The following is a 12,663-nucleotide window of genomic DNA, read 5'->3' on the forward strand; positions in this document are numbered from 1 at the left end:
AAGCATAACAGAATAACAGGGATAAGGGGATGAAACCGAATCATGCTGAAAATTGGTTCTCATGTGTCCTTTTCGGACAAGGGTCTGCTCAGCGCTACAAAAGAAGCGTCTTCATACGGGTCCAGCTCGTTCATGATATACACGGGTGCACCGCAAAACACGCGTCGTAAGCCGATGGAATCCATGTATCTGGAGGAAGGCAAGCAGTTGATGGCTGAAAAAGGGATGGATGATATCGTGGTGCATGCCCCGTATATTATCAATCTCGGCTCTTACAAAGAAAATACCTATGAGCTGGCAGTCAGCTTTCTTCAGGAGGAAATTCGTCGCACCCACGCGATTGGCGTGAAAAATATCGTGCTTCATCCGGGCGCTTTTACCGATAAGGATGCAGAGTATGGCATTCAGCGTATTGCTGATGGCTTGAACGAGGTACTGAACGGTGTGAAGGAGACGGATGTTAACATTGCGCTGGAAACGATGGCAGGCAAAGGCACCGAAATGGGACGTAGCTTCGAGGAAATTGCCTCCATTATAGATAAAGTAGAGCACAACGAGCGTCTTACTGTCTGTATGGATACCTGTCACATTCACGATGCGGGCTATGATATTGTGAATGATCTGGACGGCGTGTTGGAGCAATTTGATCGTATTGTCGGGCTGGATCGCATCGCAGTGGTTCACGTCAATGACAGTAAAAATCCAGTCGGCGCTCATAAAGACCGCCATACTCCGATTGGATCGGGCTGGATTGGCTATCAGACCATTCATAATGTGGTGCATCATGAAGCACTTCAAGGACGTCCATTTATTTTGGAAACGCCATGGATCGGAAAGGAAGCCAAAACTCAGCGTCCAATGTATGAGGTTGAAATAGCTTTGCTTCGCGGGAATGTGAAGGAGCGTTTTGGCGATGAATTTTTGGGTCAAGTAGAGCAATTGAATTCGTTTTTCAAAAAGCAGGATGTGGATGTACGAAAATTTGTGCTAGACACCTGGACGCTGCTGAAAAATGATGCCAAAGCGAGAAAAGCCGACCCACGTGAGCCGCTGGAGCGTCTGTACGACATGATCACGGAAGCAGCCCTGTTTCCAGAGCTGAGCGAAGAACATATTAATCATCGTCTGATTGCCTGGTTTGCCGGCAGTCATTTGCCAGTGACAGTATAAGCCAAGGGGGATTTGTAGCCACATGGAACTTCACGTAAAACATCAGCCAAACAGTACTCAATCTGCGCATGAAAACCGTGCGCGTATGCTCGTATCCTGTCCTGATGGCCCGGGTATTGTAGCGGCCGTGTCTCGCTTTTTGTACGAGCATGGAGCCAATATTGTTCAATCTGATCAATACACGATGGACCCGTCCGGCGGTATGTTTTTTATGCGGGTTGAATTTGATCTGCCATATTTGAGTGAAACCCAGCCCCAACTGGAGCAGGATTTTGCCGCGGTTGCAGAACAATTCCGGATGGAGTGGACGATTTCAGCGGTCAGCCGCAAGAAAAAGCTCGCTATTTTCGTTTCCAAAGAAGATCATTGTCTGGTAGAGCTATTGTGGCAATGGCAGGCAGGGGATCTGGACGCGGATATTTCTTTGGTCGTCAGCAATCATCCGGATATGAAGGAGTACGTGGAATCATTCGGCATTCCGTATCACCATATTCCAGTGACAGCCGATACCAAGCCGGAGGCGGAGCGCCGTCAACTGGAGGTTATTGGTGAGGATATCGACGTCATTATTTTGGCCCGGTACATGCAGATTATTTCACCCAAGTTCATTGAGCATTATCGCAACCGGATCATTAATATCCATCATTCGTTCCTGCCTGCATTCGTGGGTGGAAAGCCATATGCTCAAGCCTATAATCGCGGTGTGAAAATTATTGGCGCTACTGCGCATTATGTAACTGAGGAACTGGACGGCGGCCCGATCATCGAGCAGGATGTGCAGCGGGTAAGCCACGGTGATGATGTCAATGAGTTAAAACGGATCGGTCGCACCATTGAGCGGGTCGTTTTGGCAAGAGCCGTGAAGTGGCATGCAGAGGACCGAATTTTGGTTCATGAAAATAAAACGGTCGTTTTTAACTGATTTTTATATTTTTTAAAATGTAAAAGTTCATACTTCTTACAAGCAAAGCCCGTCGAAATGACGGGTTTTTTGCTTTTTTCTACAGCTGCGGGTGTCAAAACCGGACAAAATGCATTATTTGTCGCGATTTTATGATTTTTAAACGATTTTCTAAATTAAGTCTCCATCTTCAAGCGTGTTAAGGAACGTTAGTTCCAATGGTAAGGTGGAGATGAATTTCAGTTTGGCGTAGCCAAAAAGGTTTGCTTATTATTTGGGTTGGTTTATAATCAGTCGTATCGAGTATAAGGATTGGTATATCAATGAAATTAGATAGTAATAATCATTCAGTGTTCTTATTGTATTATCATCTCGTACTTGTCGTGAAATATAGAAGAAATGTATTTGATGATGAAATATCCGATTATGCAAAAGACATGTTTGTGCGACTTGCGGAGGGTTACAACATAACTCTGATGGAATGGAATCATGACAATAACCATGTTCACGTTCTGTTCAAAGCACATCCGAACACTGAAATGACAAAGTTCATAAATGCGTATAAGAGTGCAAGTTCTCGACTCATCAAAAGAGATTTTCCGCAAGTCAGAAAGAAGCTTTGGAAAGAAATGTTTTGGTCAAGAAGTTTTTGCTTACTTACAACAGGTGGCTCGCCTGTTGAGGTAATAAAGAAGTATATAGAAAATCAAGGCCAAAAGTGAGGTGAGAATATATGGCTAAATATAATAAAGCATATAAGTTCCGTTTGTATCCAACAGAGGAACAAGCCCACCTTATGCGTAAAACTTTTGGTTGTGTTCGTTTTGTGTATAACAAAATGTTAGCTGAACGCAAGGAAGTTTACGAACAATTCAAGGACGATAAAGAAGCCTTGAAAAAGCAAAAGTTCCCTACCCCTGCAAATACAAAGATGAGTTTGTGTGGCTGAAAGAAGTCGATTCTTTGGCATTGGCTAATGCCCAATTAAACTTGCAGACTGCTTACAGAAATTTCTATAGTGGAACGACTGATTTCCCTACATTCAAGAGTAAGAAGGCAAGAAAATCATACACAACCCATGTTATGAACGGAAACATTATGCTTATGAATGGCTATATCAAATTACCAAAGCTCAAACGGGTGAAAGTAAAACAACATAGAGAAATCCCTGCTGAACATATCATGAAGTCATGTACGATCTCGATGACATCCACTGGGAAATACTACGTGTCTATTCTCACTGAATATGAGACGGAACGTATTCAAAAACAAGTCGAAACCGTCGTTGGGTTAGACTTTACAATGGCTGAACTATATGTCGGTAGTGAGGGTGAGAAAGCCAATTATCCTCGTTTCTACCGTCAAATGTTAGATCGTTTAGTGAAAGCACAACGTACCTTATCCAGACGTGTGAAAGGTTCTTCTCGTTGGAACAAGCAAAGGATGGTAGTAGCAAAGATTCATGAAAAAATCACCAACCAACGAAAAGACTTTCTACATAAGGAATCACACAAATTGGCCAAACGGTATGACGGAGTGGTCATTGAAGACCTCAATATGAAAGGAATGTCGCAAGCCCTGAACTTTGGCAAAAGCGTTGCTGACAATGCTTGGGGAATGTTCACGACATTTCTCCAATACAAGTTAGAGGAGCAAGGAAAAAAACTGATAAAAATAGACAAGTGGTTTCCATCGTCTAAGACTTGCTCGTGTTGCGGTAAAGTAAAGGAATCTCTATCCCTTTCTGAACGTATATTCCACTGTGAATGTGGTTTTGTGTCAGATAGGGATGGGAACGCTTCTATCAATATCAGAAGCGAAGGATTGCGGCTGTTAGAGCAATTGTAGCCCACAATAGAGCATGGTTCAGGCTTGATAGCTCGTACCGTTAGGTACGATTACCTTAGAAGCCCTCACCTCTAAGCGTTAGCGTAAGTGGAGGGTAGTACACATGAGGTTAATACTTTGCGGGTATATTTATATGAGGACTCGGTACGACATTTCGACAACCATCTTTATAAACGATCTGGCAAACCTGCACGGCAAATGGTACAATATTTAAGGATGTATAAGTCATATTGAAACATTCAAGCAGATTCACTCACTTCAATGGGCGTCGTTACTATATCGGACGGCGGTATTGGAGAGCATGACCAAATGCAATTGGCATACTTTTTACAATATGAGGAGGCTAACTATGACTGACCAGAATCAAGCGATTCAAAAGGATGAAAACTCCACGATCGACAATTTGTCCATTACGACAATCCGTACGTTGGCAATCGATGCTATCGAGAAAGCAAACTCGGGACATCCCGGCATGCCGATGGGTTCCGCGCCGATGGGCTACCAACTTTTTGCTAAAACGATGAATCATAACCCGAATCACCCTACATGGATTAACCGTGACCGTTTTGTACTGTCCGCAGGACACGGCTCCATGCTGCTGTACAGCCTGCTGCACCTGAGCGGCTATGATCTGCCTATGGAAGAACTGAAACAATTCCGTCAATGGGGCAGCCTTACACCAGGTCACCCTGAGTTTGGACATACCGCTGGTATAGACGCTACGACCGGACCTCTGGGACAAGGTGTAGCTATGGCCGTAGGTATGGCAATGGCTGAAGCTCAACTGGGCGCTACCTATAATAAAGATCAATTCAAAGTTGTGGATCACTTCACGTATGCAATTTGCGGCGACGGCGATCTGATGGAAGGCCTGTCTCACGAAGCGGCTTCGCTGGCTGGGCGTCTACAATTGGGCAAGCTGATTGTATTATTTGATTCCAACGATATTACACTGGACGGCAAGCTGAACCTGTCCTCTTCCGAAAGTGTTGCAAAACGTTTTGAAGCTTACAACTGGCAAGTGCTGCGCGTAGAAGATGGTAACGACCTTCCAGCGATCCAAAAAGCGATTGAGGAAGCGCAAGGCGACTCGACACGCCCTACGTTGATTGAAGTGAAAACAGTCATCGGCTACGGAAGTCCGAACAAACAAGGTAAAGGCGGACATGGCGGTACTCACGGTTCCCCACTGGGTGCAGACGAAGCCAAGCTGACTAAAGAATTTTACAAATGGGTATATGAAGAGGACTTCCATGTACCGCAAGAGGTTCGTGAGCATTTTGCTAAAGTAAAAGAGCGCGGCATCGCAGCTAACAAAGCATGGGATGAGCAGTTCGCGAAATACAAAGCGGCTCACCCTGACCTGGCAGCTCAGTTCGAAACAGCCGTAAACGGCGACCTTCCAGAAGGATGGGACCGTGATCTTCCGAAGTACACGACCGAAGACAAAGCAGTTTCGACTCGTGTGGCTTCCGGTAATGCACTGAACGGATTGGCTCCAAACGTACCGTTCCTGACTGGCGGATCTGCCGATCTGGAAAGCTCCACGATGACACACTTGAACAACCTGACGAACTTTACACCAGAAGACTATGCCGGCCGTAACATCTATTTCGGTATCCGTGAGTTTGGTATGGCTGCTGCGATGAATGGTATGACATTGCACCAAGGGGTAAAAGTATTCGGCGGTACATTCTTCGTGTTTACGGATTACCTGCGTCCGGCCGTTCGTTTGGCAGCTCTGATGGGATTGCCTGTTACTTACGTTCTGACTCACGACAGTATTGCTGTTGGTGAAGATGGCCCGACTCATGAGCCAATCGAACAATTGGCTTCCCTGCGTATTATCCCGAACCTGACGGTCATTCGTCCGGCGGACGGCAATGAAACTTCTGCTGCTTGGGCTTACACGCTGGAAAACAAGAAAAACCCGGTTGCTCTGGTATTGACTCGTCAAAACCTGCCAATCCTGGCTGCTACTGCTGAGCATGCACGCGAAGGTATCAAACGCGGTGCTTATGTCGTTGCAGATGCGACAGACAGCAAGCCGGTTGCTCAAATTCTGGCTACGGGTTCCGAAGTACAACTGGCTGTTAAAGCCCAGGAAGCACTGGCGGAGCAAGGTATCCAAGTACGCGTTATCAGCTTCCCAAGCTGGGATCTGTTCGAAAAACAAGACAAAGCATACAAAGATTCCGTTCTACTGCCTGAAGTAAAAGCACGTTTGGCTGTAGAAATGGCTTATCCACTGGGCTGGGAAAAATATGTCGGCGACCAAGGCGACATTCTCGGTATCAGCACATTTGGCGCATCCGCACCTGGCGACCGCGTCATTAAGGAATATGGCTTTACGGTAGAGAACGTTGTTAATCGTGTAAAAACTTTGTTGAAATAAAACAATCTTTAAACAGACAGTCGTAACCTGAGCAAGGCTTACGGCTGTTTGTTTCATACATTGAGGAATTTTGTAGCCTTGTGTATTTTCATACTGAGGCTTGGATCAAAACTATGTTATGATCCATAAATATTCATTCAACCATTGATGAGCAGATGAGGGGATAACGAATGACACAGTTTGATGGAGTCAGCGTAGTTAAAAAAGCAAATGTATATTACGGCGGTCAGGTCACAAGCCGTACAGTTATTTTGGGTGATGGCAGTAAGGTTACATTGGGTATTATGCTGCCTGGAACGTATGAATTCGGAACGGATTCTCGTGAGATTATGGAGATTTTGGCAGGGGATTTGAAGGTGTTGCTTCCAGGTACTGAGGAATGGCTGGAAATACAGGGAACGGCAACGTTCCACGTGCCTGCACAATCTTCATTCAAGCTGGAAGTACGAAGCGTAACAGATTACTGCTGTTCTTACCCGGAATAAGTAGTGAAAAAAGGGCAAGCACCACTCGACTCTAAGTCAAGTGTGCTTACCCTATAAGCTATGCGATATGTACAAAAGCACAGCAACATGGTTAAAAAGAAGGATGCGGCTTATTCGAGTGGCTTACCGCCAATAGTGCGGCCGATCCACGATTCATAGGTCTTCACGACAGCGGATAAGTCCTCGTCGCCATAGCCTTGCGTTTGCCCGGCTTGAAACAGGCTTTTGGCAATGGACAGCATAGGCGCCGGGATGGACTGGCTATCCGTCAGCGAGGCAGCAAGCTTCAAGTCTTTGAGCATCAAGGCCAGTGAGAACTGGTTGCTGAAATCATGCTCGATGATTTTGCGTCCTTTCAGGTCAGCAGCCTTGCTGCCTGCCGATCCGAGCTGTACCAGTTCAAGGAAGCTTTCCGCCGGAATGCCGGACTTAGCAGCAATGGCGAAGCCCTCAGCCAGAGCGAGGTTGTTAATACCGACCATCGTGTTATGTGCGAGCTTGGCGACGGCTCCGCTGCCATTCGGTCCCATGTGAAGCACCTTTTTGCCCAGCGTATCAAAAACGTCCGACTGTGCGGCAATGGCCTCCGCGTCACCGCCAACCATGAACACAAGCGTGCCGTCTACAGCAGCAGGCTTACTGCCCGTTACTGGAGCATCAATGAAGGAACAGCCCAGCTTGTCCGCTTCGGCGGCCAGTTGTTTGACCAGCTCAGGTGAAATGGTGCTGTTGTCCATCACAGTTACACCAGACGTAAGACCGGCAAACACGCCGTCCTCGCCGTAGTAGATATCACGGATCGAGTGATCATCGCTGACCATGGTAATGACCAGCTGCTGGCCTTCAGCCGCCTCACGGGGCGTTGAAGCCGTACGTGCGCCTTGTTCTGCCAGTGGTTCGCAGCGTGAGGCGGTGCGGTTGTAGACCGTGACTCCATATCCCTGTTTCAGCAGGTTGGATGCCATCGGGGCGCCCATGGTGCCCAGTCCGATAAATCCGATGTTCTTCATAGCTAATCACCTTTCTTGTTGGAGGTTGCCGTCCGATGCAGATGCGAGTTCGGCTTGATTTGACGGTTTGAATCAGTTGATCTCCGTTTATTGTAGCATGGGTATGCCACCCTATCTAGACTAGGGTCTGGCAAGGCACCGGACATACAGGTAACGTAAGCTTGTCAGGCCCTGCAAATTAAAGTATCCTATTCCTAAGTCCTTATGTTCGTATTCATGGTCTTAGCAATACAAAACAGGAGGTTCCAAACATGTCTAAAAAAGTTATTTTTGATTACACCAAAGCGCTCTCCTTTGTAGGACAGCACGAAATTGATTATTTTGCAGAACCCATCAAGCTGGCTCATGAGCAGCTGCATAACCAAACCGGTGTAGGTTCCGATTTCCTGGGTTGGATTGACTTGCCTACCAATTATGATAAAGAAGAGTTTGCACGCATCCAAAAAGCTGCTGCAAAGATCCAAAGTGATTCCGAAGTGCTGATCGTCATCGGCATCGGCGGTTCTTACCTTGGCGCACGCGCTGCGATTGAAATGCTGTCGCATTCCTTCCACAATGCACTGCCTAAGGACAAGCGCAAAGGCCCGGCTGTTTATTTTGCAGGCAATAACATCAGCTCTACATATGTGAATCATCTGTTGGAACTGATTGAAGGAAAAGATTTCTCCGTGAATGTCATTTCCAAATCAGGTACAACAACAGAGCCAGCTATCGCTTTCCGCGTATTCCGTGCGGCTCTGGAGAAAAAATACGGTAAAGAAGAAGCGCGCAAACGTATTTATGCAACAACAGATAAAGAACGCGGTGCTCTGAAAAAACTGGCTAATGAGGAAGGCTACGAATCCTTCATTATTCCTGATGATGTAGGTGGCCGTTACTCCGTGCTGACAGCAGTAGGCTTGCTGCCGATTGCTACAGCTGGCATTAACATTGAGGAAATGCTCCAAGGGGCGGCAGACGCTTCCAAGGAATACAGCAATCCGAATGTAGCTGAGAACGAGGCTTACCAATATGCAGCCGTTCGTAACGCGTTGTACCGTAAAGGTAAAGCTATTGAAATTCTCGTGAACTATGAGCCGTCCCTGCATTTCGTTTCCGAGTGGTGGAAACAATTGTACGGCGAAAGCGAAGGCAAGGATTACAAAGGTATCTACCCTGCTTCCGTTGACTTCTCGACTGACCTGCACTCCATGGGACAATTCATCCAGGAAGGTAGCCGTAACATTTTCGAAACGGTTATCCAAGTGGGAAATGTACCTAGCCACATCACCATCGAAGCAGATGAGGATGATCTGGATGGACTGAACTTCCTGGCAGGCAAAACGGTGGACTTTGTAAATAAAAAAGCATTCCAGGGTACATTGCTGGCTCACACAGATGGACAAGTACCGAATCTGATTGTGAACATTCCTGACTTGAGCCCTTACTCCTTCGGGTACCTGGCTTATTTCTTCGAAAAAGCTTGTGGCATCAGCGGCTACCTGTTGGGTGTGAATCCGTTCGATCAACCGGGCGTAGAAGCTTACAAGAAAAACATGTTTGCTCTGCTGGGTAAACCAGGCTTCGAAGAGCAAAAAGCGGAGCTTGAAGCGAGATTGTCCGAATAAGGAAGCTGTAAACTCCTGACTGAAACAGGATTTCAGATAGGAGCGTTATAGCGTATAGCACCAAATAAAGTACAGGAAAGCAGTTCACCGGCTGCCAGAAGCGGGGGACTGCTTTCTTGTAAAATGAAGTAAGGAAGGTTATACGTGAAATGTTGGAACAATACCGAACTGTACGCGGCTCCGGCAGCAAGGAAATTGTGATCCGGAAATCCCGTTTTATCGGTCACATCCAGCCTGTTCAGACCGAGGAAGAAGCGGCTGCTTTTATCGAGCGCATTAAAAAAGAGCATTGGAACGCAACCCATAATTGTTCTGCCTACATGATCGGGGAACGAGACGAAATCCAGAAGCAATCGGATGACGGTGAACCGAGCGGTACGGCGGGCAAGCCCATTTTGGAGGTTATCCGTAACCAGAAGCTGAAAAATGTGGCAATTGTCGTTACCCGTTACTTTGGGGGGATTTTGCTGGGAGCAGGCGGTCTGATTCGTGCATATTCAGACGGTGCTGTTGCAGCCATTGAGGCAGGGGATGCGATTACGCGTGTGCTGCATCGTGAAATTTTTGTGGAATTGGATTACACCTGGTTGGGCAAAGTGGAAAATGAATTGCGAAATCGCAGCATCCGTACAGGAGAAACCATGTTTACGGATAAAGTTACCTTAACCTGTCTGCCGCTGGCTGGTGATGCGGAATCCTTCAGCAACTGGATAACAGACTTGACACAGGGGCAATCGCTTGTGTCGGAGGGAGAGCAGCTTTACTTTATTGAAGGGGAATAAAAAATATGGCTAGAAGAGCAGTAGAACAGGAGTTGTCAAGAGGGCGGATTCTGGAAGCGGCCAGGCACTTGTTTATTACCAAGGGCTACCGTGCGATTTCAATGCGCAGCATTGGCCAGCATCTGGGTTACAGTCATGGTTCGTTATACTATCATTTTAAAGAGAAGGCTGAACTGTTCTACGCCATTGTAATTGAGGATTTTAATACGTTACGCGGAATTCTACTACAAGGAGCAACAGGCACCCCAGAGGATGGTCTGAACAGACTGGAGCACTTGATGCTGGAGTTTATCCGTTTTGGCTTGGAAAATCCTTATCAATACGAAATTATGTTCATGATGCACGATGAAGAACTGTTCGCTTACTGTCGCACGGAGCAAAACCGTTGTGTGGAATTATTCGCGTCCATGATCCGTCAGGAATTGAGTGATCAGGGACATTCAGAGGAAGATTCTTCACGAGTACCGCAAAGTCTGTTTTTGTCTATGCATGGCTTTGTATCCTTTTATATTCAGGATGGTTTAACATTTGAAGAAATCAGGCCCGCTGCTTTGGCACATGTAAAGCTGCTGTGCAGAAACCTATGAGCGTACCTGCAATCACACGCCTCGGCTATGAATCTGTAGGGCGCTTTTCTGGATATGTTCACTTCATGACGGTGCCTTATCATTACGGTACTTTGCGAAAGCGACTAAGATTGTAACAGACGATGATGCATCCAGCAGGAGAACATCATGGTCTGTTTTTTTGCATGGTCAGTCCTTCATGATTTTCACATGGTACTGGCGTCTGCGCGGTCCGTCGAATTCGCAAAAATAAAGCCCCTGCCACCGTCCGAGCAACAACTTTCCATCATGAATAATGACAGTCTGAGAGGGACCTGTGGTGATAGATTTTAGGTGGGATGCCGTATTCCCTTCCATATGGCGATATTGGGGATGCTCCCACGGATAAACCTCATCCAGCCTTAAAATCACATCATGTTTGACGTCCGGGTCTGCATTTTCATTAATGGCTATTCCGGCCGTTGTGTGTGGACAATAGATCAGTGCGGTTCCTTCCTGGACTCCGCTTTTTTCGATCAATGAAGCGACCTCGCGTGTAATATCACGCATCTCATCTCGTCCGCTAGTGGATAATTCTAAAGTATGCAACATTATTACACTCTCCCTTCTTCTTATTACTTTACCCATTTTACTTTACCCAATGAACACCTGACGTAATATATAGAGTTGACGACGAAAGCTTTCCTTTGATAAAGTATCACATAAGAAAAACATAGTATATACATTGGAATAATAATATGATTTCAAATGAGGTACGCGCTTTGCGGTAAGCAAGGCTGCTGCTGTTCCTGCACAGGTTCAGAAGCGGAAAGGAAGTGTACGGTTATGCATGTGGAAGTAAGGGGTTTAAACAAGCATTTCGGTAATTTTCATGCGGTTAAGGACGTATCCTTTGATATTCAAGCGGGTCATCTGATTGGTTTACTCGGTCCGAGTGGTGGCGGTAAAACGTCCATTCTTCGGATTTTGGCAGGTCTGGAGCAACCGGATGCGGGAGAAATTCATTTTCACGGAAAAAGGGTAAACGAGCTGGCCCCGCAGGAACGCGGAATCGGATTTGTATTTCAAAACTATGCTTTGTTCAAGCACATGAGCGTGTACGACAATATTGCCTTTGGTCTAAAAGTGAAAAAAAGCTCCAAAGCCCGCATCAAGGAACGCGTCACAGAGCTGGTCGAGCTGACAGGACTCAAAGGTTTCGAGCATCGTTATCCGCATCAGTTGTCTGGTGGACAGCGGCAGCGGGTTGCTTTTGCACGCGCCTTGGCACCGGAGCCTCAATTACTGCTGCTGGATGAGCCTTTTGCAGCCATTGACGCCAAGATTCGCCAGGAGCTGCGTACCTGGCTGCGGGAGTTGATTGAGCGGGTGGGAATCACTTCGATTTTCGTTACGCATGATCAGGATGAGGCTATTGAAGTAGCCGATGAAATTATGGTGATTAATCAGGGACGGCTGGAGCAGAAGGGAACACCTTGGGATATTTATAAAAAGCCAGGGACCCCGTTCGTAGCTTCCTTTATTGGGGAATCGACGGTGATCGAACAGGCGGGCAGTCTCAAAGGCTTCGAGGAAGCTGCCGGAACGGGAGCACGTGCCTTGATCCGTCCGGAGTATATTGATGTCGGGCCAAGCGAGGAGTTTGCGCTTTTGTCGGCGACCGAGGAAGGCATTGTGAAGCATTTGCATTTTCGGGGGAGTGAATGGATGGTCGAAGTACAGGTCGGGGATCATCGACTCATGACGTACCGTTCGCTGGAGAAGTCCACGCTGGAGCCCGGTCAGCAGGTGCGCGTACTGGTGCATCGGGCTTATCTGTATAACGACCAGTCCAGTTGGATGGTGGAAAACCGTCTCAAGAAAGATCCAATGCCTATTATGATTTAAAATTATAACGCG

The 12,663-nt window shown here is 46.8% G+C and carries 11 protein-coding genes and 1 pseudogene; 10 read left to right on the forward strand and 2 right to left on the reverse strand.

The genetic code is table 11. From position 1 onward, the window contains the following. Nucleotides 1–42: 42 nt before the first annotated feature. From ABIA61_RS12400 to ppnP, 6 genes and pseudogenes are all read left to right on the forward strand, one after another. Nucleotides 43–1,170: a deoxyribonuclease IV gene (locus ABIA61_RS12400; protein ID WP_283655096.1), complete on the forward strand. Its 1,128-nt coding sequence runs from the start codon at nt 43–45 to the stop codon at nt 1,168–1,170. 22 nt (nt 1,171–1,192) lie between these two features. After that, nucleotides 1,193–2,092 (forward strand): formyltetrahydrofolate deformylase, encoded by a 900-nt coding sequence (gene purU, locus ABIA61_RS12405; protein WP_134910680.1) that lies wholly within the window; start codon nt 1,193–1,195, stop codon nt 2,090–2,092. A gap of 302 nt (nt 2,093–2,394) precedes the next feature. Next, the gene (gene tnpA / locus ABIA61_RS12410) at nt 2,395–2,793 is read left to right on the forward strand and encodes an IS200/IS605 family transposase (RefSeq protein WP_283655097.1); all 399 of its coding nucleotides are present in this window, start codon (nt 2,395–2,397) and stop codon (nt 2,791–2,793) included. An 11-nt stretch (nt 2,794–2,804) separates the two neighbouring features. After that, nucleotides 2,805–3,919 (forward strand): annotated as a pseudogene (locus ABIA61_RS12415) (RNA-guided endonuclease TnpB family protein). A gap of 349 nt (nt 3,920–4,268) precedes the next feature. Beyond that, nucleotides 4,269–6,314: a transketolase gene (tkt, locus tag ABIA61_RS12420; RefSeq protein WP_404580799.1), complete on the forward strand. Its 2,046-nt coding sequence runs from the start codon at nt 4,269–4,271 to the stop codon at nt 6,312–6,314. 170 nt (nt 6,315–6,484) lie between these two features. Continuing rightward, nucleotides 6,485–6,799 carry a pyrimidine/purine nucleoside phosphorylase gene (gene ppnP, locus ABIA61_RS12425; protein WP_283655099.1) on the forward strand — a complete coding sequence of 105 codons (315 nt, stop codon included), beginning with the start codon at nt 6,485–6,487 and terminating at the stop codon, nt 6,797–6,799. 110 nt (nt 6,800–6,909) lie between these two features. Here ppnP and ABIA61_RS12430 read toward each other — a convergent pair whose 3' ends face one another. Next, on the reverse strand, nt 6,910–7,809 hold the full coding sequence (locus ABIA61_RS12430) for an NAD(P)-dependent oxidoreductase (RefSeq protein ID WP_283655100.1): 900 nt from the start codon (nt 7,807–7,809) through the stop codon (nt 6,910–6,912). Between the two features lie 251 nt (nt 7,810–8,060). Between ABIA61_RS12430 and ABIA61_RS12435 the strand changes: the two genes are divergently transcribed. From ABIA61_RS12435 to ABIA61_RS12445, 3 genes are all read left to right on the forward strand, one after another. Then, entirely contained in the window at nt 8,061–9,416 is a 1,356-nt protein-coding gene (locus ABIA61_RS12435; RefSeq protein WP_404580800.1) for a glucose-6-phosphate isomerase, read from the forward strand. 149 nt (nt 9,417–9,565) lie between these two features. Beyond that, nucleotides 9,566–10,198, forward strand: a complete 633-nt coding sequence (locus ABIA61_RS12440; RefSeq protein WP_014280426.1) for a YigZ family protein — start codon at nt 9,566–9,568, stop codon at nt 10,196–10,198. Nucleotides 10,199–10,203: 5 nt separating this feature from the next. Further along, nucleotides 10,204–10,785 (forward strand): TetR/AcrR family transcriptional regulator, encoded by a 582-nt coding sequence (locus ABIA61_RS12445; protein WP_283655101.1) that lies wholly within the window; start codon nt 10,204–10,206, stop codon nt 10,783–10,785. 168 nt (nt 10,786–10,953) lie between these two features. Here ABIA61_RS12445 and ABIA61_RS12450 read toward each other — a convergent pair whose 3' ends face one another. Next, nucleotides 10,954–11,355, reverse strand: a complete 402-nt coding sequence (locus ABIA61_RS12450; RefSeq protein ID WP_283655102.1) for a secondary thiamine-phosphate synthase enzyme YjbQ — start codon at nt 11,353–11,355, stop codon at nt 10,954–10,956. A gap of 234 nt (nt 11,356–11,589) precedes the next feature. Between ABIA61_RS12450 and ABIA61_RS12455 the strand changes: the two genes are divergently transcribed. Next, entirely contained in the window at nt 11,590–12,651 is a 1,062-nt protein-coding gene (locus ABIA61_RS12455; RefSeq protein WP_283655103.1) for a sulfate/molybdate ABC transporter ATP-binding protein, read from the forward strand. Nucleotides 12,652–12,663 lie beyond the last annotated feature (12 nt).

Origin of the sequence: Paenibacillus sp. RC21 (assembly GCF_044907935.1) — a bacterium.
In the GTDB taxonomy this organism is placed as follows: Bacteria; Bacillota; Bacilli; order Paenibacillales; family Paenibacillaceae; genus Paenibacillus; species Paenibacillus terrae_A.